Annotated in this window: 14 protein-coding genes and 1 tRNA gene; 10 read left to right on the top strand and 5 right to left on the bottom strand. The window is 61.1% G+C overall.

All coding sequences use genetic code 11. From position 1 onward, the window contains the following. Positions 1–57 precede the first annotated feature (57 nt). The 3 genes from DW233_RS07820 to DW233_RS07810 form a co-directional block, all read right to left on the bottom strand. Positions 58–1,125: a glycerol dehydrogenase gene (locus DW233_RS07820; protein WP_118267632.1), complete on the bottom strand. Its 1,068-nt coding sequence runs from the start codon at positions 1,123–1,125 to the stop codon at positions 58–60. 113 nt (positions 1,126–1,238) lie between these two features. Next, the gene (locus tag DW233_RS07815; protein ID WP_117563611.1) at positions 1,239–2,339 is read right to left on the bottom strand and encodes a glycerol dehydrogenase; all 1,101 of its coding nucleotides are present in this window, start codon (positions 2,337–2,339) and stop codon (positions 1,239–1,241) included. 83 nt (positions 2,340–2,422) lie between these two features. After that, complete coding sequence (locus DW233_RS07810; protein WP_118267630.1) at positions 2,423–3,646, bottom strand: iron-containing alcohol dehydrogenase; 1,224 nt, start codon at positions 3,644–3,646, stop codon at positions 2,423–2,425. A gap of 500 nt (positions 3,647–4,146) precedes the next feature. On the opposite strand from DW233_RS07810, the gene DW233_RS07805 reads away from it, so the two are divergent. From DW233_RS07805 to DW233_RS07790, 4 genes are all read left to right on the top strand, one after another. Further along, complete coding sequence (locus DW233_RS07805; RefSeq protein ID WP_118267628.1) at positions 4,147–5,223, top strand: hypothetical protein; 1,077 nt, start codon at positions 4,147–4,149, stop codon at positions 5,221–5,223. After that, complete coding sequence (locus DW233_RS07800) at positions 5,223–6,266, top strand: hypothetical protein (RefSeq protein ID WP_118267626.1); 1,044 nt, start codon at positions 5,223–5,225, stop codon at positions 6,264–6,266. The genes DW233_RS07805 and DW233_RS07800 overlap by 1 nt, the downstream gene beginning before the upstream one ends. 45 nt (positions 6,267–6,311) lie before the next feature. Further along, positions 6,312–8,489 (top strand): MurT ligase domain-containing protein, encoded by a 2,178-nt coding sequence (locus DW233_RS10460; RefSeq protein ID WP_233547967.1) that lies wholly within the window; start codon positions 6,312–6,314, stop codon positions 8,487–8,489. A 100-nt stretch (positions 8,490–8,589) separates the two neighbouring features. Then, positions 8,590–8,666, top strand: a tRNA-Glu gene (locus tag DW233_RS07790). A 637-nt stretch (positions 8,667–9,303) separates the two neighbouring features. Here the strand turns inward: DW233_RS07790 and DW233_RS07785 are convergent. Then, positions 9,304–11,391 carry a glutamine synthetase III gene (locus DW233_RS07785; RefSeq protein ID WP_118267624.1) on the bottom strand — a complete coding sequence of 696 codons (2,088 nt, stop codon included), beginning with the start codon at positions 11,389–11,391 and terminating at the stop codon, positions 9,304–9,306. Positions 11,392–11,819: 428 nt separating this feature from the next. Here DW233_RS07785 and DW233_RS07780 point away from each other — a divergent pair, with 428 nt between their 5' ends. The 6 genes from DW233_RS07780 (at position 11,820) to DW233_RS07755 (ending at position 19,204) form a co-directional block, all read left to right on the top strand. Beyond that, positions 11,820–12,692, top strand: coding sequence for a methylenetetrahydrofolate reductase (locus DW233_RS07780; RefSeq protein ID WP_118267622.1), 873 nt, complete (start codon positions 11,820–11,822; stop codon positions 12,690–12,692). Then, complete coding sequence (locus DW233_RS07775; RefSeq protein ID WP_118267620.1) at positions 12,692–13,480, top strand: vitamin B12 dependent-methionine synthase activation domain-containing protein; 789 nt, start codon at positions 12,692–12,694, stop codon at positions 13,478–13,480. Before DW233_RS07780 ends, DW233_RS07775 begins: the two co-directional genes overlap by 1 nt. A 10-nt stretch (positions 13,481–13,490) precedes the next feature. Beyond that, entirely contained in the window at positions 13,491–16,046 is a 2,556-nt protein-coding gene (locus DW233_RS07770) for a homocysteine S-methyltransferase family protein (RefSeq protein ID WP_199574616.1), read from the top strand. A gap of 108 nt (positions 16,047–16,154) precedes the next feature. Then, positions 16,155–17,519 (top strand): PFL family protein, encoded by a 1,365-nt coding sequence (locus DW233_RS07765; RefSeq protein ID WP_118267618.1) that lies wholly within the window; start codon positions 16,155–16,157, stop codon positions 17,517–17,519. A 256-nt stretch (positions 17,520–17,775) separates the two neighbouring features. Continuing rightward, a complete protein-coding gene (locus DW233_RS07760) occupies positions 17,776–18,711 on the top strand; it encodes a methyltransferase domain-containing protein (RefSeq protein ID WP_370448058.1) in 936 nt (311 codons plus the stop codon). 193 nt (positions 18,712–18,904) lie between these two features. Then, complete coding sequence (locus DW233_RS07755) at positions 18,905–19,204, top strand: YhbY family RNA-binding protein (protein WP_117583334.1); 300 nt, start codon at positions 18,905–18,907, stop codon at positions 19,202–19,204. A 69-nt stretch (positions 19,205–19,273) separates the two neighbouring features. On the opposite strand, the gene DW233_RS07750 is transcribed toward DW233_RS07755, so the two are convergent. After that, positions 19,274–22,273, bottom strand: coding sequence for a BTAD domain-containing putative transcriptional regulator (locus tag DW233_RS07750; RefSeq protein ID WP_118267614.1), 3,000 nt, complete (start codon positions 22,271–22,273; stop codon positions 19,274–19,276). Positions 22,274–22,707 lie beyond the last annotated feature (434 nt).

Raw genomic sequence — 22,707 nt, 5'->3', positions numbered from 1 at the left:
GCAAATAGCCCATGGCCTATCGCCGCCTCGATTGCACAAGGTCAATCAAGCGCCAAACTATGCCTCGCGCATGAGCTGCACGAGCTTTTGCCTAGTCACCTTTGCCTGTTCGTTGGCCATGTTGCGCTCGTTCTTAAAAGTTGCGTCGGCAACGCTCAGCAAATCGGCATCGGTAATCTCACCAAGCCCCAGCTCCTCAAGCGTCGTCGGCAGACCGACGCGCTGGCAAAACTCGAGCACCTGATCAAGCTCGGGCGCACGCTCCAGGCGCAGCTGCACCACCAGACCAAATGCCACGGCCTCACCATGCATGGCCTTGCACTCGGGCAGGATCGTCAGACCGTTGGCGATGGCATGCGCCAACGCCAAGCCACCACTCTCAAAACCGACGCCCGAGAGCAGAATATTGCACTCGATCAGACGCTCAACCGCCGGCGATGTACGGCCCTTTTTGAGATCGCGCTTGGCAGCGACACCGCATTCCATGAGCGTGTCGTAGCAGGAACGTGCCGCGACCAGGGCCAAGTGCCCCGGCGCGCCACCGTGCTCGTTGGTGCCGTGCGCCGCGGCGCACGAACGCGCCTCGAAGTACGTTGCCAGCGCATCGCCCATGCCAGCGACCGTCATACGCAGTGGGGCCGCCGCGACCACGTTGGTATCGACCACGACCAGGTCTGGATTCTTCTCGAGTATCAGGTAGCGGTCGAACGACCCATCCTCGTGATACAGCACCGAAATCGCGCTGCACGGACCGTCCATAGAAGCCGCCGTGGGGCATACGCACAACGGCAACTCGGCATAAAACGCTACTGCCTTGGCGATATCGAGCATCTTGCCGCCGCCAATACCCACCACCATGTCGCAATACTCGGCCCGGGCTTCCTTGGCCATTTCGACAACGGCATCTTCCGTACACGGACCGTCATAAATCTTAAAGAACGGCTCGCTTAGATCTTCGTCCAGAAATCCATCGACGATCTGCCTGCACAGCCGATCCTCGGTGCCCTGGTCAAACAAGACATAGGCAGCGCAGCCCAACCATGACAAATACCTGCCCTGACGCGAAAGTTCGCCCGGCCCCTGAACATACCGGCCGGGACCGCCATAAACCATAGGAAGCGCCATACGAGAATCCGCCCTTCATCAAACAACGATTGGTGCAAAGTAACCTGCCCCCTTTGCACCATAGCAAAAAGGGGCAAAGCCATCTGCCGGCTTTGCCCCTTCCTTACCTTAGTTTACTCATCCATGAGGTAGTAGTGACCCAGTGCGTCGGCACCCAGAATGGCGTTTGCGACCATCTCGGGCGTCACCTCAAACGGCATGTTGCACATGGTGTCATCGGGCGCGCAGGCGGCCTCGGCAACAATCATGGCCTGCTCGCGCGTAAGCTCGGCAACGCCAAGTTCCTTCATCGTGACCGGCAGGCCCAGCTCAATGCAGAAGCCCAAGACTTCCTCGAGTTTCTCAGTCGGAGCATCCTCGAGTACCAGCTGAACGATGGTGCCAAAGGCGACCTTCTCGCCGTGATACATGCCGTGGCACTCGGGCAGCATCGTCAGGCCATTGTGGATGGCATGAGCAGCAGCAAGGCCCGAGCTCTCAAAGCCAATGCCCGAAAGCAGCGTGTTGGCCTCGATGATATGCTCGACGGCAGGCGTGAGCGCACCCTTCTCCAGCGCGACCTTGGCCTTGACGCCATCGGCCATAAGCGTCTCGTAGCAGAGCTTGGCGAGCGCCAGGCCGGCCATGCCGCCCTTACCGCCGGCGCAAGTGCCACCGTCGGCATCATGCGTCGCCTGGGCCTCAAAGTAGGTTGCGAGCGCATCGCCCATACCGGAAACCGTCAGGCGCACCGGGCTCGCCGCGATAACCGTCGTATCCATCAGGACAATGTTGGGGTTTGCCTTAAGGAAGAGATATTTATCGAACTGGCCATCGTCGGTGTAGAGCACCGAAAGTGCCGAACACGGGGCATCGGTCGAAGCAATGGTGGGGCAAATGATAACCGGGGACTCCAGGTAATAGGCGACGGCCTTCGCGGTGTCGAGGATCTTGCCGCCACCGACGCCGACGATGATGTCGCAACCGTTGTCGCGAGCGAGCGCAACCAGGCGATCGACCTCGCCCTTGGAGCACTCGCCGTTAAAGTCCTCAAACAGCAGCTCGGCCTTAGCCTCGGCAAAACCGCCCTCGATCTTGGCACCGACGCGCTTCTTGCCCGAAGGCGTCACGATGACGAGGGCCTTAGCGCCGAGCGGCTCGACATAGGAGCCGAGCTTGGCGAGCTCGTCCGGACCCTGGATGTACTTGCTGGGGCTATTGAAAATTGCAGCCATAACTATCCCATTCTCTAAAAGAAAAAAGAAAGGGGCTCCGTACAGATACGTGCGGAGCCCCTCGTTACGATAACAAGAGTCGATTAGAAATCGATGTCGGTGTCGTAGTAGCAGGCCTTGAGGATCTTCTCGAAGTCGGCAGCCTTGGTCTCACGCGGGTTCTCCGGCGTGCAGGCGTCGGTCTCGGCGTTCGCGGCGATCTCGGGCAGCTTGGCGAGGAACTCCTCCTCGGAAACCATCTGCGGGTTCTCGGCGTCGACCTTCACGCCACCATTCGCGTAATCCTTGATGGACTGCGGGATGTTGAGCTGGTCGTTGAGGTCGCGGATCTTCTGGACGAGCGCAGCGATGAGCTCCTCGTTGGTCTCGCCGGGAAGGTGCAGGACCTCCTTGGCGACGTAGGCGTAACGCTCGGCGGCACGCGGGTCCTTGGAGTTCCACTGGATGACCTTGCCCAGGTACATGGCGTTAGCAGCACCGTGGATGATGTGGCCGTTCTCAAAGGCTGCACCGGTCTTGTGAGCCATGGAGTGCACGATGCCGAGCAGGCCCGAGGAGAAGGCGATGCCGGCGATGCACTGGGCCTCGTGCATGTGCTGACGGGCTTCCTTGTCGCCCTCATAGGACTTCGGGAGCCACTCGACGATCTCGCGGATGCCGTGCAGAGCGTTGGCGTCGGTGAACATAGAGGCGAAGGTAGAAACGTAGGCCTCCATGCAGTGGGTCAGAGCATCCATGCCGGTGTGAGCGCACAGCTTGGCGGGCATGGTGTAGGTGAGCTCGGGGTCGACGATGGCGACATCAGGGGTGATGTTGAAGTCGGCCAGCGGGTACTTGATGCCCTTAGCGTAGTCGGTGATGACGGAGAAGGCAGTGACCTCGGTAGCGGTACCGGAGGTGGAGGAAATGGCGCAGAAGTGAGCCTTCTGACGCAGCTCGGGGAAGCTGAACGGCTGGATGATGTTATCGAAGGACTCCTCGGGATACTCGTAGAAGACCCACATGGCCTTAGCGGCATCGATGGGCGAGCCGCCGCCGATGGCGATAATCCAGTCGGGCTCGAACTCGCGCATGGCCTCGGCGCCCTTCATGACCGTCTCGATGGACGGATCGGACTCGACGCCCTCGAACAGCTTGACCTCGAAACCGCCTTCCTTAAGGTCGGCCTCGACGTCCTGCAGGAACCCGCCGCGGCGCATAGAGCTGCCGCCAGAAACGATGATGGCCTTCTTGCCCTTGAGGTTCTTCACCTCGTGGCGAGCGCCCTCACCAAAGTACAGATCGCGAGGATTGGTAAAACGTCCCATACTGTGCCTCCTAAACAAGCCCCTCTTAGACTTGCGTATATAACGGAGCACCCAATTGGCTCCGTTAGGACCGTTTTGCGCGTTGCCGGCGATGACAATGCGCGATGTCTAAACGTCTCAACGCTCAGACAAACACTATTCTACCGTTCTGGTTGGTCAGTTATTCACCTAAAGCCGACAATGATGAAACGTTTTTTCTATCCCTGAAGACCCTTGTGGGGCATTCATACTCCCAAGCTGGGCAAACGTTTTATCAAGGTTGACCACATATCCCGGGCAGGACTGTGCCCCTCCAAAATGCGCCCCGTTCGCCGCCAAAAATCGACCGTTTGCGGCACCGTGATACCACTCAGTCGTCCAAGGTGCCGACATTTGTGCGACATCCGTCTTCGTGGTGCAAAGGTGCATGTCCAAGTGCGGCACCCCCGGTGTGCCACATGCGGGTAAACTAGAACCTTATATAGAGACATTTGAACCCTAACCGCAGCAAAGGAGGCCCCATGGCATTCGATCCCATTCAAGAGGATTGCCATCGCCTCGTTCTTGAGGCCTTGCGCCGCGACAATATCCCGCTCACCGACGGTGCCGCCGTAGAGCGTCTGATGGAACAATTCACCCGCAACCCCGCACCGCTCATCGTGCACGACCGCGACCGCGCCGGGCACCTCATTGCCAAGGTGGTCGAGGCTGTCGATTACCGCATTCCCTTTATCCCTGACGATACCCAGGCAGAGCAAGAAGAGACCGCAGCCGAGAACATGCTCCGCGAGGCAGCCGCGCTCGATCCGGCCAACTGGGATGCCCAGCGCATGCTGACGGCGCTCACCGCCGAATCCAACGAGGAATACGTGCAGTATCTGGTGTCCAAGTGCGACGAGGTGGAGCACGATTTGGCGCTCAAGATTGCCTCGGCTCAGGACTCCTACGAGCGTGAGGCCGCAGGCGACCTGACCCGCCGTCCCTACCTGCGCTGGCTTGCCGCCTTGGCATCGCGCGCGCTCATTAGCGGCCGCTACCGCATGTCGCTGGATGCCGCGAATCGCAGCCTAGACTTTGCGCCCAACGACCCCGCCGGCGTCCGCCATACTGCGATGCTTGCCATGGCAAAGCTCGAATACCCTGCCGAGGAGCTCAAGCGTTTTCGTTCTGCCCACTCCGTGCCCTATCTTGCCAACACGCCGCTGCGCCGCCGTCCCAAGGACGCAGAGCGCGACCTGGACCCGTGGACGCTCATCGCGCTGATGAGCGCCGCCTGGCGCGAGCTGGATTACGAGGGCGCCGAACACTACCTGCGCATCCTGGTACGCTCATGCCCGCATGCAGCCGAAGCACTCTACTTCCAAACCGAGTTTCCCGATGGCGTCTATGCCCGCGTCAACGTGGGTGCAGGCTCCACCGACGAGCTCGTCCTTGCCCTGTCCGAGGCGACGCCGGTGCTGCAGGAGGGCCTAGGCGCGCCCGACAACGCCAGCTTTGCCGCCTGGGTCGCCACCAACGACATCGTGCGCTCCCAGATCGACGAACGAATCCTGCACGCAGCCGAGCAGGGGCTTCCATTTAAGGGAGGGGACCTCTAATGGATCCGAGCGTCTACATCCCCGCCTACTTGGAGCGCACCTATCTGGCGTCGCACCCCGAGCTCACCGATGCAGCACGCGAGCTTGTCCATAACGACATCAGCGCGAATCCTCACAAGTATGCGCAGACCGAGCATGCCCAGGCGCTGCTGTCCTATGCCGGTGTTCATCGTCACCTGCTCGACGAACTCCATCGCATCGAGGACATGGGCAGCGACGAGGAGTTCGAGCAGACGCGCAATCGTCTGTTCGACGACATGCGCGATGAGCTGCTCAAGATCGTCCGCGTCGATGCACTGGCCGTCGACGCGCAGCTGCTCGCCATCATCCTGGCCGACACGCCCGTTGACGCCTGCCTGGGCGACCTGATGAAGCTCGAGGCGAGCACGGCCGACTACCTGCAACAGAGCGTGCCCGGGTTTGATATGGAGGCCCCGCACTATTGGGCCAATAATGTTTTGGCCGACGGTGTCACCGCAGCAAACCTTACCGTGAGCGAGCCGGCGCTTATCGGGTGGCTCCACACGCTCGAGGCCATCTCGCAGCTGTGCATGGCGAGCGCCCGCTACCGTGCTGCTGCCAACTACGCTCGCCGCGTCCTTAAAGCAGAAGGCTATCCCACCCGGGCCGCCGGCACCGTGCTGCTCGCTCTCGCTCGCCTGGAAGACCAGGACGGCTTTTTTGCCCTAGCCCACCAGCTCGAGGAACAGATGGGGGCAGACGCACTCGAAAACTCTCCTTGGTACCTGCTCGCCCGCACGATTCTGCTGTTCAAAACAAACAAGATGCGCCCGGCGACGCGCGCGCTGCGTGAGTTCGCTAACCGTTGCGAGGGCGGCGCGTTCTTTTTGCTGAACCCCATGTATCAGACACCGTACCTTCCCTGCCGGCCCGAACCGCACGACCCCTGGGACCTTTCGCATCAGGCAGTTTGGGAAGCCGACGGCATCATCTCGGACACCCCCGACTTTGCCCCCTGGGCCAACGCCTGCGAAGATGTATCGCAGCTTGCCCAGGAATTTGCGCGCCGTTACGGCTTTTAACGGCGCAAACGCCACGACCATGTCATTCACGTTAGGAACGGCTTCATGAACTTCCGCTCATCTCTCGCCTGTGCCTCGAGCGATATCGCCCGCTGGGGGCTGCGCTCCATCCTTAAGCGCCAGGGCGGCGTACTCCCCGGCCGCATCGCCATGAAGATCGACCCCGAGCTGCTAAGCGACCTCGCGAGCCTGGTCGACCGCAGCGTGGTGATCACCGGCACCAACGGCAAGACCACCACCTCCAACCTCATCGCCGACGCCGTTGCTGCCAGCGGTGCTACCGTGGTGTGCAACCGTGCCGGCAACAATATGGAGCCTGGTGTGGTGGGTGCTCTGCTCGAGGCCCGCGGCGGCCTTAAGCACACCAGCAGTGGCAAGCGCGTAGGCGTTTTTGAATGCGATGAGCTCTACACTGTGCGCGTCCTGCCCAAGCTCAAGCCGACGTACTTCGTGCTGCTCAACCTGTTCCGTGACCAGCTAGATCGCTATGGCGAGATCGATCACACCCAGGAGGTCATCGCCCACGCGTTGGAGCTTTCGCCGGCAACGACGCTCATCTACAACGCCGACGACCCGCTGTGCGCCTCGATTGCCGCGCGCGTTCCCAACGCGAGTATTGCCTTTGGCATCGACGGCGCCACGGGCACCGAGTCCGACCGCATTAGCGACTCGCGCTTTTGCTCGCAGTGCAACGCCCCGTTGGAGTACGACTACGTACAGTATGGTCAACTCGGCGCCTACCATTGCCCCTCGTGCGGCTGGGCCCGCCCTGCGCTTGTCCGTCGCGTGACGGGCGTGGAACTCGGCTGCGACGGCTACGGCTTTGACCTTGTCTTTGGACCCGATACCGACGCACCCGCAACGCACATCGCCACGCGCTACAACGGTCTGTACATGGTCTATAACGTTGCCGCCGCCTTCTTTGCCACACACGAGTTGGGCGTGAACACGGCGCTTCTACAGCCTACGCTCGATGCCTATGTGCCTGCCGGCGGTCGTATGGGGCGCTGGGATATCGCCGGCCGCACCGTCGAGGCCAACCTGGCCAAGAATCCCGTAGGCTTCGATCGACAAATCCAGTCCATCAAGACGGCAGACGGCAGACTCTGCGCTTTCTTCCTCAATGACAACGACGCCGACGGCCACGATGTCTCGTGGATCTACGACGTCGACTTCGAGCGCATCGCCGATACCTCGGGGCTTGTCGCCTTTGCCGGCGGCACGCGTGCACACGATATGCAGGTGCGCCTCAAGTACGCCGGCATCGACGCCGCCATTATCTCGGACGTCGCGCAGGCAATTGGCGCCATGGCAGACGAGGCCGCCGATGACACCTTCTACGCCGTCGCCAACTACACGGCCTTCCCGCCGCTGGTCAAAGAACTCGACGGGCTCAAAGGCACCGATGCAAGTTCGGTCGCCTCCCACGCCGTAACGCGCGCCGATGGTAGCGCTGTCCCCACCGATATCGCGCCAGTCGAGCTCTCGCGCCCGCTGCGCATCGTCTACCTGTATCCCGATGCCCTCAACCTCTATGGCGACGGCGGCAACGTCATCGCCCTCGAGCGCCGCTGCGCCTGGCGCGGCATCCCCGTTCGCGTGGATGAGGTCCGCATGGGCGAGGTGCTCGATCTGCATGATGCCGATATCGTCATGATGGGCGGCGGATCCGATCGCGACCAGCTAGCCGTGGCACACGAGCTGCTCGCCCAAAAAGACAAGGTCGCAGCCTATGTTGAGGACGGCGGTTCGCTGCTCGCCATCTGCGGCAGCTATCAGCTGCTCGGCCGTTCGTACTATATGGGCGAAAATCGCATCGAGGGCCTGGGCGTCATTGCCGCCGAGACCGTACGCGGCTCCGACCGCCTGATCGGCAACGTCGCCGTCAAGACCGACCTGGCACCCGAGCCCTTTGTCGGATTCGAGAACCACGGCGGCCGCACGCTTTTGGACGTCGATGCCACGCCGCTCGGAACGTCCGTCGTCACGGGCACCGGCAACAACGGCGACGATGGCTTTGAGGGTCTGATCTACAGGGGAGTCATCGGCACGTACCTGCACGGACCAGCGCTGCCCAAAAACCCCGAACTTGCCGACTGGCTCATCGCCCACGCCCTTGAGCGCCGTGGCGACGCACAGGCCGCCGCCCTGCTGCCGCTCAAACCCCTCGACGACACCTACGAGCACGCCGCCCACGACGCCGCGATGAAGCTCCTCCCCTAACGCCCCACCACCACAAAGGGGACAGGCACCTTTGTGGTGGTTTTCCAGTTTGCCAACGATATACGCGCCGACAAAAAAGTCTGCTATACTCTTTCCCGCTGTCCCCATCGTCTAGCGGCCAAGGACGCCACCCTTTCAAGGTGGATATCGCGGGTTCGAATCCCGCTGGGGGCACCATTTGAAATGCAAAGCCCGTTACCCTTGTGGTGACGGGCTTTTTTCTTCTCCAACGCCGGGATTCGAACCCGACAGGGTGCGGAGCTGAGGAAACGCGTAAGCGTTTTCCAGCGCAGCACGCAAGGAGCGGAGCGACGCAGCGAAAGCGGGCGGCGCCAGCCGCACGCGGACATCCCGCTGGGGGCACCACTGAATCTGAGAAGCCCGTTGCCCTCGCGGCGGCGGGCTTTTTGCTACCCATGCGCCGGGATTCGAACCCCGAAGGCATAAAATCACACTGTCATCCAAGGGCCCGTGGACAAAAAATAGCAAATATGAGTACTGTTACCAATTTAGTAACAGCGATTTCATGCCATCAGAAGGCGATTTGGACACAAGGCGTCCTACGGCGGAGGAATTGCAGGCGTTTATCAGCTAAGTACTTGGACATATGTTGCGTAACACTGCATATTTTGCAAAAAGATAATGCTACAGGGCTTGTGACAGTACTCATATTTGACGTTTTTTGCCCACGGCCCCTTATTGCGTGGGCGAATCAGTTGCAAAGCGGGATCCAAAGCGTCCTTCGCAAACAAAAAGCCGGGGCCCACGCGATGCGGACCCCGGCTCAATACCGTGACGATATGTCGGTTACGTTCTACACGTAGAACAGAATGTCGTCGTAGGTCGGAACCGGCCAGTAGTCGGCGGCCACGATCTCCTCCATTGCGTCCACGGCGGCACGCAGCGTATCCATAGCGGGAACGACCTCGTGCGCGTATACGTTGGCCTGCTCCTGGCCATCGAGAGCCTCGGCCTTCTGATGTACGGCGTCGAGCGCCTTGATGGAGTCGTTGATGGCGGTGATACCGTTGCAGAGCTTGTTGAGCGTGTTCTGCTCGCACTGCATGGCGGCCTCAGCACCGGCGGCACGAATAGTCTCAAGGCCCTTAGCGACCTTGGTGGCATAGGCGGTAATGACCGGGCGATAAGTACGACGCGCCTCGCGAATCATCGTGGTGGCCTCGATGTTCATAAGCTTGTTGTACTTCTCGAGCTTGCAGTCGTAGCGGCACTGGGCCTCGGCGCGGGTCAGGACACCCGTCTCCTCAAAGAGCGCAATGGCCTTATCGGAAACAAAGGCGGGCAGGGCGTCGGCCGTGGTCTTGTTGTTGGCAAGGCCGCGCTTCTCGGCCTCGATGGGCCACTCGTCGGAGTAACCGTCGCCGGAGAACAGGATGCGCTGGTGATCGGTCAGCACCTTCTTGCAGTACTCGAGCGCGGCGTCCTGGAATTTGTCCTCGGGCGTGCCCTCAAGTGCATCGGCAAAGGACTTGAGCGACTTGGCCACGGCAGCATCGAGCACCAGGTTGGAGTCGGAGACGTTCTGCTCGGAGCCGCAGGCACGGAACTCAAACTTGTTGCCGGTGAAAGCGAACGGGGAGGTGCGGTTGCGGTCGGTGTTGTCCTGCATCAGCTTGGGCAGGGTGTCGGCGCCCAGGTCGAGCACGCCGCGCGTGGCGTGGACGGAAGCCTTGCCGTCGATGATCTTCTCGACGACCTCGGTAAGCTGGTCGCCCAGGAAGATGGACATAATCGCCGGAGGAGCCTCGTTGGCGCCCAGACGATGGTCGTTGCCGGCCGAGGCGACGGAAGCACGCAGGAGCTCCTGATAGTTATCGACGGCCTCGATCACCGCAGTGAGGAAGACGATGAACTGCAGGTTGTCGAGCGGGGTGTCGCCCGGATCGAGCAGATTCTCGGACTCGGTGCCGAGCGACCAGTTGTTGTGCTTGCCCGAACCGTTGATGCCCTCGAAGGGCTTCTCGTGCAGCAGGCAGACCAGATCGTGGCGGGAGGCGATGAGCTTCATCTTCTCCATCATGACCAGGTTCTGGTCGATGGCCTCGTTGACCTCGCCATAGACGGGGGCGAGCTCATGCTGGCAGGGGGCAACCTCGTTGTGCTTGGTCTTGGCGGGAATGCCGAGCGCCCACAGCTCGTTGTCCAGGTCCTTCATATAGGACGAGACGGTGGGGCGGATTGCGCCAAAGTAGTGCTCCTCGAGCTCCTGGCCCTTGCAGGGAGCGGCGCCAAAGAGCGTGCGGCCGGTGATGACCAGGTCCTTGCGCTTGCGGTAGGCGTCCTTCTTGATCAGGAAGTACTCCTGCTCATCGCCCACGGAAGGAACGACCTTCTTGGGGGTCTTACCAAACAGCGCCAAAACGCGCTTGGACTCACGCGAGAGTGCGGTCATGGAGCGCAGCAGCGGGGTCTTCTTGTCCAGGGCCTCGCCCGTGTAGGAGCAAAAAGCCGTGGGGATGCACAGGACGTCGTCCTTGATAAAGGCGGGGCTGGTGGGATCCCAAGCGGTGTAGCCACGGGCCTCGAAGGTGGCACGCAGGCCGCCGTTGGGGAAGCTGGAGGCGTCCGGCTCGCCCTGGATGAGGTTCTTGCCCGTAAACTTGGTAATGGCGGTGCCGTCGTGGTTGGGCTCGAGGAAGCTGTCGTGCTTCTCGGAAGTAATGCCCGAAAGCGGCTGGAACCAGTGCGCGTAGTGTGTCGCGCCCTTGGAGATGGCCCAGACCTTCATGGCATGGGCAACGGCGTTGGCCACATCCAGGTCGAGCGGCTCACCGTCCTCGAGGGTTGCAGCAAGGCGCTTCCAAATGTCCTTGGGGAGGTAGTCCTTCATGACTTCCTCAGAGAACACCATGGTCCCGAAGCGGTCAGTAAGTTCGGCCATACGGAACTCCCTTCGTATCGGCACCGCGTGAGAAGCGGTGTTGATTACTAACGAACGAGTCATAGATTAGGCTCGTCGTGTTTCCGCAACATTACCGTTATGTTGCTGTCACGAAACCAATCAATGAGGTTACCGCATCGCGGCGGCGTTGCCGCCCTCAACAGCCAATCAACTGTATAAATTGCAGACCTCTCCCCATAGTTTAAGGGTAGTCAATTTGAGACAGGGCTTTCTTAACTGGTATTTCGCATCAGATACCATTCAATATAGTCCCATCTTAGATTGACTACCCTGTTATAGGAAATGCCGATAGCGAAGCATTTTCGATTGGTATCCCCAAATAGCAAGAAAAACTCCACCTTAGCGCAGTGGTGCTGTAGAATCCTTGCTACAAAAACATCGCACCCAGGCATCTAAAGGAGCACGATATGCGCGTCGACGAGGTTTTTAAGCAGGCAGCATCCCAAGGCACCACGCCCATTTCGTTTGAGATGTTCCCGCCCAAGGGTGAGCTTACCCTCGATACGGCTCGCGAGGTGGCAGGCAACCTGTGCAAGCTTTCACCGAGCTTTGTCTCGGTCACTTGTTCCGCTGGCGGCTCGGGTAACGGTGCCACCACCGCCCCCATTGCACATATGATTACGAGCGAATTCGATACGCCCTCGGTAGCGCACCTCACCTGCGTTGGCCGCACACATGCCGATATCGCCGCCAAGATCGACGAGTATCGCTCGGCCGGCGTGGAAAACGTGCTGGCCCTGCGCGGCGACCTGCCCGCTGGCGCGACTGAGGACGACAAGCCCGCCTCCGACTACGCCCACGCCCGTGACCTCATCCCCGAGCTCGTCGACGCCGGCTTTTGCGTGGGCGCCGCAGCCTACCCCGAGGGTCACATCGCCTGCGAGGATCTCAACCTCTCGGTCGAGCACCTCAAGCAAAAGCAAGATGCCGGCGCAAGCTTCTTTGTGACACAGCTCTTCTTTGATAACGAGTGCTTCTATCGCTTCCGCGAGCTTGCCGACAAGGCCGGCATCACTGTGCCCATTACCGCGGGCATCATGCCGTTTATGGGCAAGTCGCAGATCAGCCGCATGGTCTTTATGTGCGGCGCGTCGCTGCCCTCCCCCGTCATCAAGATCCTCGCCAAGTACGAGAACGACCCCGAGAGTCTGCAGGCAGCCGGTGTAGATTATGCTGCTCGTCAGCTTTGCGACCTTAAGGAGCACGGTGCCGCCGGTCTGCACCTGTACACTATGAACCGTCCTGCAATCGCCGCAACCATTATGGAGCGCTTGGGGTAATGGAAAAACCGCACATCGATACAACCGCTGTCGAAGTGCCGGCCGACCTTGCGTCGCCGGCGCTTTACCGTGTCGATGCTGCGCACCATCCCCGTGTCGACCGTGCCGAGATGCTGCGGTATCTGGGTTACGGCGGCCAGCAGATTGAGCCCGAGCTGTCACGACGAATTGAGCTTGTCGTTGAGCGTCTGGAGCTGGACATTGAGCCCCGTGGCGTGCGACGCGTGTTTGCCGTCGATGCCACGGGCGTGGACGAGCAGGGCAAGCCTTGCATCCGTCTGGTCGGCACCAACGTTGAGCTGCGCGGTCGCGACATCTATCGCCACCTCAAAGACGCCCGCTTTGCCGCGCTCATGGCATGCACCCTCGGCATGGACGCCGAGCGTCGTCTGCGCACCACGGGAGCCCAGCAGCCCCTGGAGGGAGCCGTGCTCGACGCCGCATGCTCTGCCTATGCAGAAGCCGCCGTCGAGCAGATGGACCAGCAGGTCAAGGCTGCGGCCGCCGCACACGGACTCGCCGGTAACTGGCGCTTCAGTCCCGGCTACGGCGACTGCCCGCTTACGGCCCAGCGCTCAATCGTGAATGCGCTCAACGCCACGCGGCTCATCGGGCTTACCGTCACGCCGACCAGCCTGCTCATGCCCACCAAGAGCGTGACCGCGGTGATCGGTCTGTTTGACGGCGAGGTCCACGACGCCCAGAGCCGCCCCACCTGCAATATCTGTCGCATGCGCGAGCACTGTCGCTTCCGCGCCGCCCACACCACCTGCTATTCCAGCCATTAGGAGCTCATTGATGTTTACTCCGCTTATCACTCATGATTCTGACGGCACTGCATTGGCGGCACCCGTTGATGCCGCACGTCGCAACGGCGCTGCGTACAAGACGCGCACGATCGACGATCTGCGCATTAAGGACGATCGCCTGCGTGCGGCCATCGAGGGCACGGGGCACCTGCTGTTCGACGGCGGCATGGGCACCATGCTGCAGGCGGCCGGCATGAAGGCCGGCGCCCTGCCCGAGCTGCTCAACTTTGAGGAGCCTCAGGTCATTACCGACATCCAGCGTCAGTACGTCGAAGCCGGCTGCGACGTGATCACCGCCAACACCTTTGGCGCCAACGCCCACAAGCTCGACGGTACCGCCACCGTGGCAGATGTCTTTGCCGCCGCTGTCGCCTGCGCCCGCGCGGCCGGCGCCCACTACGTCGCCGGCGATATCGGCCCCATCGGCGCGCTGCTTCGTCCCCTGGGCACCCTGAGCTTTGACGAGGCCTACGACCTCTTTGCCGAGGAGGTGCGCGCCGGCGTCGCCGCGGGCGTGGACCTCTTTATTATCGAAACCATGACCGACCTAGCCGAGATCAAGGCTGCCGTCCTCGCCTGCCGCGAGAACTCCGACCTGCCCGTTTTTGCCACCATGACCTTTGAGGAAGACGGCCGCACCTTCCTGGGCACGAGTCCCGAGGTCGCTGCCATCACGCTCGACGCGATCGGCGCCGACGTCCTGGGCATCAACTGCAGCCAGGGACCGGCCGAGCTCCGAGGACTTGCCGCACGTATGCTCACCGTTACCGACAAGCCCGTTATGGTGCAGGCCAATGCAGGACTGCCCCGCGTGGACGATGACGGCAATACCGTCTTTGATATCCAGGCACCCGAATACGCCGAGGCCGTCGCCGGCATGATCGAGGACGGCGTGAGCGTCGTCGGCGGATGCTGCGGTACCACGCCGGCGCACATGGCGGCACTTCGCACCCTCATCGACAATCACACGCCCAGCCCGCGCCACCGCAAGCCCAGCATGTCGGTCACGAGCGCTCAGACGGTCGTGGACCTTCCCTGTGACGGCCACAAGATCGCCGTCATCGGCGAGCGCATCAACCCCACCGGCAAAAAGCGCCTGCAGCAGGCCCTACGCGACGGCGACCTGGACTACGTCGTAAGCCAGGGCATCAGCCAGCAAGAGCAGGGTGCCGATATCCTGGACGTCAACGTGGGCCTGCCCGAGATCGACGAGGTCAAGGTCATCCAGCAAGCGACCGAGCAGCTCCAAGGCTCCACGCTGCTGCCGCTGCAGATCGACTCCACCGACCCCGCCGCCGTCGAGGCCGCCGTGCGCCGCTACGCCGGCAAGCCCATCATCAACTCGGTTAACGGCAAGCAGCAGATCATGGACGAGATCTTCCCGCTGGTCGCCCACTATGGCACCAACGTCGTCGGCCTCACGCTCGACGAGGGCGGCATCCCCGATACCGCCGAGGCTCGCTTCGCCATCGCCGAGCGCATCGTGACCGAGGCCGCCCGCTACGGCATCGGCCCGGACCGCATCCTCATCGACTGCCTGGTCATGACCGCCTCGACCAACCAGCGCCAGGCTGAGCAGATCCTGCGCGCCATGTCTATGTGCAAGGAGCGCCTGGGCGTCAAATGCGCACTCGGCGTGTCGAACATCAGCTTTGGCCTGCCTGCTCGCCCGCTGCTGGGCTCGGTCTTTTTGGCTGCCGCTTTTGGCGCGGGCCTGGACGCCCCCATCATGAACCCAGGTTCCAAGCGCTTTATGGATACCGTCTACAGCTATCGCGTGCTGAGCGTCGAGGATGAGGGCTCGACCGGATACATCGAGCGCTACGCCGGCTGGACCGATCCGTATAAGATTGCCGCCAACCCGGCGGCCGCCCAGTCAGCATCGATCGATGCCGCGCCTACCGCAAGCACCACCGCAAGCGCCGATGACGACCCCATCCGCCACATGGTCGTCTCGGGACGCAAGGGCGAAATCGCGGCCGAGACCGAACGCCTGCTGGCCGACCACGACGCCATGGACCTCATCAACGACCACTTTATCCCCGCCCTCGATGAGGTCGGAGTCCTCTTTGACCAGGGCAAGTTCTTCTTGCCGCAGCTCATGGCCTCGGCCGAGGCCGCGCGCGTGGGCTTCGATACCATCAAGCGCCTGATGCCCGCCGGCGAGATTGCCGACAAGGGCAAGATCTGCGTGGCCACCGTCAAGGGCGACATCCACGACATCGGTAAGAACATCGTCAAGATGCTGCTCGATAACTACGGCTATACCGTCTTCGACCTAGGCCGCGACGTCGACCCGCAAGAGGTGCTCAAGACCGTGCGGGAGCGCGACATCAAGCTCGTCGGCCTCTCGGCGCTTATGACCACCACGGTCGTCGCCATGGAAGAGACCATCAAGTTGCTCCATGCCGAGGTTCCAGGCGTCAAGATCATCGTAGGCGGCGCCGTACTCACCCCCGAATACGCCAAGCAGATCGGCGCGGACTACTACGCCAAGGACGCCGCCGAAAGCGCTCGTATCGCCGAAGAGGTCTTTGGGCGGTAACACAACGGAAACAACCCCACACCAAAACGTGCCGCATGCGCCACTTGGCACGTGCGGCACGTTAGAATAGACGGGATTATGCTCGTTTTGGCAGATAGGAGCGCAAGGATGGCGATCACGCCCGCAGAAATCGCGGAAACCCGCGGCATGGTTGAGGAGCAGAACCTCGACATCAGAACCATCACCATGGGAATTTCCCTCATGGGTTGCGGTGACGAGAACCTCGACCGCATGTGCACGAAGATCTACGACCACGTGACGCACACGGCCGAGCACCTGGTCGAGACCGCCGAGCACCTCGAGCGCGAGTACGGTATCCCCATCGTCAACAAGCGCGTTTCCGTCACCCCGGTGGCGCAGATCGCCGCGTGCTGCAAGGATGAGGACCTCACCCCCATCGCGCACGCCCTCGACCGCGCGGCAGAGACGCTCGGCATCGACTACCTGGGCGGCTTCTCCGCGCTCGTCCAAAAGGGCATCGGCGACGCCGACCGCCGCGTCATCCAGTCCATCCCCCAGGCGCTCGCTACCACCAGCCGCGTCTGCTCCAGCGTCAACGTCGCCAGCCTGCGCGCCGGCATCAACATGGACGCCGTGCTCATGGCAGCGCAGACCATCATCGATGCCGCCAAGCTTACGGCCGATGAGGATTCCGTCGGCGCCTCCAAGTTTGTCTGCTTTGCCAACATGGTCGAGGACTCCCCGTTTATGGCGGGCGCCGTCCACGGCGGCGGCGAGGCCGACGCCGTCATCAACGTAGGCGTCTCGGGCCCCGGCGTGATGGCCGCAGCCCTGGAGAAACTGCCCGATTCCGCATCGATGATGGAAGTCGCCGAGAAGATTAAGCAGACTGCCTTTAAAATCACCCGTGCCGGCGAGCTCATGAGCCGCGAGGCCGCCCATCGTCTGGGTGTCGAGAAGGGCATTGTCGACCTGTCGCTGGCACCTACGCCTGCCATCGGCGACTCCGTTGCGCGCATCCTCGAGATTATCGGCGTGGGCACCTGCGGTGGCCCCGGCACGACCTGCGCGCTCGCCATGCTCAACGATGCCGTCAAGAAGGGCGGCGTCATGGCCAGCTCCAGCGTGGGCGGACTCTCGGGCGCCTTTATCCCCGTGTCCGAGGACGCCGGCATGATCGCCGCCGTCGAGGCCGGCGCGCTTTCGCTCGAGAAGCTCGAGGCCATGACCTGCGTGTGCTCCGTTGGCTTGGACATGATCGCCATCCCCGGCGACACCCCGGTCGAGACCATCGCCGGCATCATCGCCGACGAGATGGCCATCGGCGTCATCAACAACAAGACCACGGCCGTCCGCGTGATCCCTGCCATCGGCAAGGGCGTGGGCGACTGCGTCGAGTACGGCGGCCTGTTCGGCCGTGCACCCATCATGCCGGTGAACCCCAACGCCGGCACCGTGCTCGCCCACCGTGGTGGACGCTTCCCGGCACCGCTGAACTCGCTGAAGAACTAGCTGAGGGGTTCGGGCGAGGAGCCCCGGGGAGGGCAAATATATAAGGTCGCCTGCTCGGACAGTCCTGACTCGCACGGAGAGCACATTAAGTGCTCTCCGGCTCGTGCGGAACCCGCGATCGACCTTATATATTTGCCCTCCCCGGGGCTCCCGCACAACGGGACCTCGGTTGGGTTCTATCCCGGTTGCAGTTGCTTCGCTCCCGCACCACATGGTTGATACGGCGGTTTGGCGTTGGATCGGTTCTTTCTGATATATGCTGGTTGCGGCTCTTCTTTTGGGAGGAGTCGCTTTTTTGTTGCTAGGAGGTTGGCCCGTGGTTGATGGGGATGCTCGCTCTGAGCTGCTTTCCACAGATTGGAACCAGGAATGGATGCGCCTGCAGGCTGGTCGGCGGCGGGCTGATGACTCTTTTGAGTGGGATAAGCGGGCTCGGCATTTTCGGCCGCTTGAGACTGCTCCGTATGCCCGGGACTTTATGAAGCTGTTGGCGTTAAAGCCTGGTGAATCGGTGCTTGATATGGGGTGTGGGGCTGGGTCGATTGCCATTCCGCTTGCTCAGGCTGGGCATCCTGTGATTGCTGCTGACTTTTCCCCTGCTATGTTGGGCACGCTTGATGCTGGCATTGAGTACTATGGACTCGAGGATCGCATTACACCGCTTGAGCTTGCTTGGGATGATGACTGGGATTTGGTTGGACCGGTCACGAAAGCGGTAGATGTTGCCTTTGCCAGTCGTTCTGTCACCACGACCAACCTAAAAGGCGCGCTTGCCAAGCTTGATCGAACGGCTCGTCGGCGTTGTGCTGTTACGATGGTCGCCAACTCCAGCCCACGCTATGACCTGCACCTGATGAACGCCATCGGTGCCTCGGTTACCTGCAGTAATGGCTTTGTGTATGCCTTTAATATCCTCGTTCAGATGGGTGCCCTGCCGCAGGTTACGTACTTTGAATCGCCTCGTCGCGATACCTTCGATAGCCTTGAGGCGGGCGTGGCGGACTTCTCCCGCATGCTCGAGCGCGGTAACGAGGATAAGATCGACCGTCTGCGCGACTACGTTGCTCAGCATATGACTGAAAATCCCCATGCTGGCGAGCCGGGGTCCAAGGGCGTGCCGCAGGGACGCTACATGCTCGACCACGTCCGCAAGGTCCGTTGGGCGTTTATTGCATGGGAGCCGGTCTCTTAGGGCCGTCCATAGACCGCTTTCGGCCGCCGTACACGTCCGCCTGTAACCCGCGCTGTTCTCCCGCTCGGCATCCGCATTCTTTTTGAACTGGGCAAACACGCCCCACACCGCGCCGTTCCTGCGCTATCGTGGGACAGCTCACGTAGATTAAGGCCCCATCGCGGGGCGCCCCATACATAGAAAGCGAGAACCCATGGCACTGACAGGAGCCCAGGTCAAGCAGCTTCGCAGCATGGCCCATCACCTCAACCCCGCCATCATCATCGGCAAGTCCGATATCAACGAGGGCACCGTCGAGCAGACGGTCGCCTACCTGGAGAAGCACGAGCTCGTTAAGTGCTCCGTGCTGGACGGCTCCAGCCTTTCCGCCCGCGAGGCCGCCGAAGAGCTCGCCGATCGCTGCCATGCCGAGGTCGTCCAGGTTATCGGCCGCAAGTTCTCGCTGTATCGCGAGTCCTCGCGCAAGGACATCGAGAAGATTAAGCTCGTCTAAGAGCCGACGATCCGGCGAGCCAGCATACATCAAGCTTGCGAGCGTCCGAGCAATTCGGACGCTCATTTTTTATCGCTCGACGAGCACGCGGTTGAGCCTGCCCTCCACCAAGCGCTCGTACAGACGCCGCGTCTCGGGCTCGGGCACGCCATTGACCTGCTCCCTCAGGTGATGCATATGACCACTGTACAGCTCGACGATATCGCGTCGTCGCCCCGCCGCACCGTAGACGCGCATAGCGCAACGCACCATGTCCTCGCGCGCCGTCTCTTGCCGCAGCCCCGACTCCACCAGCCATACCGCCGACTGCAGGTCGTTTTCTTCTAGAGCGGCATTCGCGCCCCGAATCATGCAGTCGATATACTTCGATTCCATAATGCGCCGCATACGCAAAAAGTAGGTGGGATTACAGCCATTGGGAACATACAACGGGCCGGCGTAGAGCTGCTCGATCTTAAGGCACAGCTCGACCAGATGGGGCCCGCGCGCGCCCGTGCGATTTCCCAAAACTTCGCGGCTTATCTGATCAAATAACCGCACGTCGGTCTTGACGTAATCGCCGTTAAGCCCAATGCACTCGTTTTGAATCAGCACACACGACTTGCCGTCCGGTGTCGGCCCCAAGGCCGAACGCAAGCGCGATATCGTCGAGTACAGATTGTTACGAGCGCTATTGAACTCGGCATGGGGCCACAGCTCCATAGCCAGCGTCTCGCGGTCGACCAGTGTATCCATGCCCAGCGCAAGTCGCTCGGCAAGCGTCGCCGCTTTCTTGCGGCGCCACATCTTATCCGTGATGGGAAACCCGTCGCGCTCGGCGCGAAACGCACCAAACATGCGAATCTCGATATGGTCAATGGTATCAACGGCTTCAACCTCGCCGGCCTGGAACAGGCGCTCGCCCTCCCCTTCCAAATCGTCGCGCAGCGAGTACCGCGACAGCTCGCGCACGGGAAGCTTCTTGCGAATCCTGGTCGCCGGCTCGCCCAGACAATGCATGGCAAGGCGCGCAAAGAGCCGATACGATGGTTCCAGAATCCCCGCGCGATTCATGGACATCCAGGCCGCGAGATCGCTATCTCGCCCCGCGCAAGCCAAATGCAGCGCCACCATCCAGGCTTCTGCACCACCAACCTGCGTCTGGCTTATATCGAGCAACTCCGCTTCCTCGCGTACCGAAACCATCGAGGTGTTACGCAGATACGCCGCACGCTCCAGCAGCAATGCGTTATCGCGCATGTACGCAATCGACTCCTCGGCAAGTTTGAGCACTTGGACCGCACGGAACTTTGCATTAACCGGCCGTCCCTCTGCCAGCGACTGCCAGCCTTCTAGCAACAGGCCAAACAGCTGAATCTGGTTGTCGCGCATGCGCACGGCAAAACGATCGAGCTCGTTGAATGCCGCGTCGTCGGTTACCGGCAAGCCGGAAAGGAGCCGCCGTGCCGCCAACACCATGCGCACCCAGATAGCCATCGCCTTAAGCCCACGTACGTCGAGTGCCTCCCGCACCACCGTCATCTCGTCGTCGCGCTCGTCGGTTCCCGCAAACGACCCGTCAAAGAGCTCCACCAGCATGCTATCGGCCCGTATAACAATCCCCGCGATGTCGAGCTCACAGTCGTAGGCCTTGCTCGTTTTGAGCTGCTGTAGAACGCCGCCGTCATCTCCCCGCTCGGTCAGGCAGCGCTTGACCTCGATATGCGCAGACAACATATCGAGTGCGGTATGGGATGTCTCGATTTCTGGCACGGCCAGGTTCGCAGGAAGCCCAAGCCCGTTGTCCCCATAGCAAACAGCCGTCAGTGTCCGGGCCACCCTCCATGAAACAGGGTCTATTTCACAGGCCGCCCGTTCGCCCCCGTGCTCGATGACCGATGCCATATAGCGAGCGAGCTTTGTATTGGACACGCTGACCGCTGCCAGATATACGCCAAGCGCCTCGGCAGGCGTTGGCTCTGGAGCCGGATCCTCGGCATCGATCGTGCCCAGCGCTGCTCGGCAGATATCGGCCCCGTGCCCCGTCAGAGCCAGATCGACCCCATACTGCCCAGCAAGTTCAAGGACCGCATCACGGTCCAAAAAGGCGTCCGCCAGGCCCATCGCCGCATCGCATCGGCCCGCCTTAAGCAAAATCCGGGCCGCCCTCGGAACAAGTTCGGGGCGAACCTCGGCCACCAACTTACGCAAGCGCAAGCGTCCGTTATCCTCCGTGCCCAGACACGTAAAACTCCGCTCGGCGGGGTCCAAGCCAAAGATCGGGTAGTCGCGTACGAAGTAGGACTGGTCGACCATCGATAGCCTCACCCCGCAAGCCTCGAGTTCTGCGATATTGCCCTCGCCCATCAAAATCATGAGACATGCCACGCAAAACAGTGCATTATTGTCGAGCGAAGCCAGGTCGACAAGTGCCGCGCCATATACGTTGACAATCTCGTTTTCGAGCAGACCGGCTACGTCGCCTTGGCCATACAGACCCGTCTGCAATGCCGAAACGAGCTCGGGCACGCCCTGCGTGAGCTGATAAAAGTCGAGCGATGTGCTGATCGAAAACGCCGATGCCCACGCCGAATACTCATAGGCATGCACCTTGAGCATCTGCGCATTGATCTTAACCGAATCGCCCAGCCCATGAATCAGTTGACGATTTGAAGGACGGCAGGAGATAAAGACCCCCACCCCCATAGCGCGCAGGCCGCGAATCCTGTCGATGAGGTCTTCGGTATCGCGCTGATCGAGGTTTGGCACATTATCAATCGCGATAAGGGAGTGCGGTTTGTCTTTGAGTTCTTCGGTAACCACCTCGAGCTGCATAAACACCTCGCGCCCAGTGGCGCGATCGGCCTCGATAATCCGCACGGGGCCTCGCGTCGGGTCGCATTTAACCTCATGGGTGTACTGCAGCAACACCGAGGTCTTCCCAAACCCGTCGGGCGCATAAAGAACCACGATGCCGGCCTTTCGGCCCTTGGCGAGAAGCTCATTCATCAAGCGTTCGCGTCGCACCATATAGCCACCGCCCAGCGGCATCAGCTCGAGGTCGTCCATACTGCCCAAATCGTTTACCATGCCCGCTCCTCAACTCGACCGTATGGACACTGTAACCGCAAGACCATACAAGCCGCGCTATGAATAGAGCGACCTTGTGTTTTAGGTTGTCTTTTGGTACGCAAGCGGCAAGTTTTTGTACAGCGAGGGCCGATTGTTATTAATCCCCCGACTAATCGGTCTTTAAGCAGGTAAATGGCTTGTCAGCTTGTCCCATCTAAGCGGCAGTGTAACGCAAATGAACAAGGTTCAGCCATGTCATTCAACTCGCCTAGCACCCGCTACCGTCTACGACCTTTTAGTGGCATTTTTGCATAGAATCTGGTATGGAATGAATCAAACTGTTTGACATCCGGCATTCGCCAAGCTTGCGGCAAGATTTTGGTCAAGCGGGCGGAAAGGGATAACAAAAGGCTCTGTTAGACCAAGGTTGACACGATCGGCTGTTCGTCGAA

The organism is Collinsella sp. AM20-15AC (assembly GCF_003471405.1).
Lineage (GTDB): Bacteria > Actinomycetota > Coriobacteriia > Coriobacteriales > Coriobacteriaceae > Collinsella.
Note: the sequence above shows the minus strand (reverse complement) of the source record. Positions and strands in the feature narration are given on the sequence as shown.

Bases quoted from the DNA above. Each gene is read 5' to 3' on its own strand.
- DW233_RS07750 (WP_118267614.1), bottom strand. From the start codon at position 22,273: ATGGTAAACGATTTGGGCAGTATGGACGACCTCGAGCTGATGCCGCTG.
- DW233_RS07820 (WP_118267632.1), bottom strand. From the start codon at position 1,125: ATGGCGCTTCCTATGGTTTATGGCGGTCCCGGCCGGTATGTTCAGGGG.
- DW233_RS07780 (WP_118267622.1), top strand. From the start codon at position 11,820: ATGCGCGTCGACGAGGTTTTTAAGCAGGCAGCATCCCAAGGCACCACG.
- DW233_RS07765 (WP_118267618.1), top strand. From the start codon at position 16,155: ATGGCGATCACGCCCGCAGAAATCGCGGAAACCCGCGGCATGGTTGAG.
- DW233_RS07800 (WP_118267626.1), top strand. From the start codon at position 5,223: ATGGATCCGAGCGTCTACATCCCCGCCTACTTGGAGCGCACCTATCTG.
- DW233_RS10460 (WP_233547967.1), top strand. From the start codon at position 6,312: ATGAACTTCCGCTCATCTCTCGCCTGTGCCTCGAGCGATATCGCCCGC.
- DW233_RS07755 (WP_117583334.1), top strand. From the start codon at position 18,905: ATGGCACTGACAGGAGCCCAGGTCAAGCAGCTTCGCAGCATGGCCCAT.
- DW233_RS07785 (WP_118267624.1), bottom strand. From the start codon at position 11,391: ATGGCCGAACTTACTGACCGCTTCGGGACCATGGTGTTCTCTGAGGAA.
- DW233_RS07770 (WP_199574616.1), top strand. From the start codon at position 13,491: ATGTTTACTCCGCTTATCACTCATGATTCTGACGGCACTGCATTGGCG.
- DW233_RS07810 (WP_118267630.1), bottom strand. From the start codon at position 3,646: ATGGGACGTTTTACCAATCCTCGCGATCTGTACTTTGGTGAGGGCGCT.
- DW233_RS07805 (WP_118267628.1), top strand. From the start codon at position 4,147: ATGGCATTCGATCCCATTCAAGAGGATTGCCATCGCCTCGTTCTTGAG.
- DW233_RS07775 (WP_118267620.1), top strand. From the start codon at position 12,692: ATGGAAAAACCGCACATCGATACAACCGCTGTCGAAGTGCCGGCCGAC.
- DW233_RS07815 (WP_117563611.1), bottom strand. From the start codon at position 2,339: ATGGCTGCAATTTTCAATAGCCCCAGCAAGTACATCCAGGGTCCGGAC.
- DW233_RS07760 (WP_370448058.1), top strand. From the start codon at position 17,776: ATGCTGGTTGCGGCTCTTCTTTTGGGAGGAGTCGCTTTTTTGTTGCTA.